Here is a 747-nt window from a genome sequence, read left to right as displayed (position 1 = left end):
GGGCAATGTCGTCTGATGTCGCGATACGCTGCATGCTTTCTTGTTCCTGAACCGGCAGCACGGTAGCAATTGGCAAAACCGCCGCACAACCCGATTGCCGCCGCAGAGATGACACTCCTGACATTCCGCTTCGCGCCCAGCCCCAATGGCGACCTGCATCTCGGCCACGCCTATTCGGCGCTGCTCAACCAGAAGCTGGCGGCACGGGCGGACGGCCGCCTGCTGCTGCGCATCGAGGATATCGACACGACGCGCTGCACGCCGCAATTCGAGGCCGGCGTGCTTGCCGACCTGAAATGGCTGGGGCTTGGCTGGGAAGAGCCGGTGCGCCGCCAATCCGAGCATTTCGCCGAATACCAGGCGGTGCTCGAGCGGCTGGTCCGGGAGGAACTCGTCTATCCCGCCTTCATGAGCCGTGGCGAGATCCGCGCCTTCATCACCGACAGTGAAAAGCGTGGGCGCGACTGGCCGCGCGATCCCGATGGCGTGCCGCTCTACCCCGCCGCTGACAAGGCGCTGCCAGTCAAGGAACGCCAGCGGCGGATCGCCGGGAATGCGCCCTTCGCCTGGCGGCTGGATGTCGATGCCGCCTTGGCGCGTGTCGGCAAGGACCTGTCTTGGACCGAATTCGCCGACGAGACGCTTTCCGCGACACGCTCGATCGAAGCCCGTCCGCAGGACTGGGGCGACGTGATCGTGGCGCGCCGCGATATCCCGACCAGCTACCACCTCGCCGTCGTCATGGAC

The 747-nt window shown here is 65.9% G+C and carries 1 protein-coding gene; it reads left to right on the top strand.

What is annotated here, in order from left to right:
* Positions 1-108: 108 nt before the first annotated feature.
* Positions 109-747, top strand: a 639-nt coding sequence (gene gluQRS, locus EN884_RS37655) for a tRNA glutamyl-Q(34) synthetase GluQRS (RefSeq protein ID WP_128361215.1), incomplete at its 3' end; no start/stop codon positions are given.

Origin of the sequence: Mesorhizobium sp. M7A.F.Ca.AU.001.01.1.1, assembly GCF_004022735.1 — a bacterium.
Classification (GTDB): domain Bacteria; phylum Pseudomonadota; class Alphaproteobacteria; order Rhizobiales; family Rhizobiaceae; genus Mesorhizobium; species Mesorhizobium ciceri.
This window is presented reverse-complemented; position numbering and strand designations above follow the sequence as displayed.